The sequence below is a fragment of the Pseudomonas sp. 05T35 genome (assembly GCF_056396605.1).
The window spans coordinates 1-604 of the sequence record NZ_JBFTLU010000884.1 but is presented as its reverse complement, the minus strand read 5'-3'; the positions used below and the strand labels follow the sequence as shown (position 1 = coordinate 604).

Below are 604 nucleotides of genomic sequence, written 5' to 3'. Positions count from 1 at the left end.
GTGTAGCTGAGCGTGACACTGGCCGTGGCGCCTTGCGCCAGGTGATCAAAATCRCTTCCCGGATTGAACTGCAACTGGTTGCCRACCACGCTGGCACYGCCCTGGTTTGCCGGTGCRCTGGCGCTGACCAAGGTGAATGCATGGCCGTCGTCGACATCAGTGTCATTGGCCAGCACGTCRATSGTCAGGGTCTGGTTTTCCGTGCTGGCGGCCGTATCGGCCACCGCCACCGGCGCGTCGTTGGTGCCGGTAATGGTCACGTCCACCGTRGARCTCGAGAGTGCCCCGTGTTCGTCCTGCATCTGGTAACTGAGTGTCACGTGTTCGACCACCCCTTGCGCCAGGTGGTCGAAGTCAGTTCCGGGGGTGAACAGCAGCTGGTTGCCAACCACGCTGGCCGTGCCCTTGTTTGCCGGTGCACTGACCGAGTTCAGTGTGAACAGGTGACCGTCGTCGACATCGGTGTCGTTGSCCAGCACGTTGATGCTCAGGGTCTGGTTCTCCGTGCCGGCGGCCGTATCGGCCACCGCCACCGGCGCGTCGTTGGTGCCGGTCATGGTCACRTCCACCGTGGATCTTGAGCACATCCACCGTGGAGCTTGAG

General features: G+C 62.6%; 1 protein-coding gene. It reads right to left on the bottom strand.

Annotated features, from left to right (window positions below):
* Nucleotides 1-557, bottom strand: a 557-nt coding sequence (locus tag AC1DH9_RS30480; RefSeq protein ID WP_477809497.1) for an Ig-like domain-containing protein, incomplete at its 3' end; no start/stop codon positions are given.
* Between the last annotated feature and the right edge of the window lie 47 nt (nucleotides 558-604).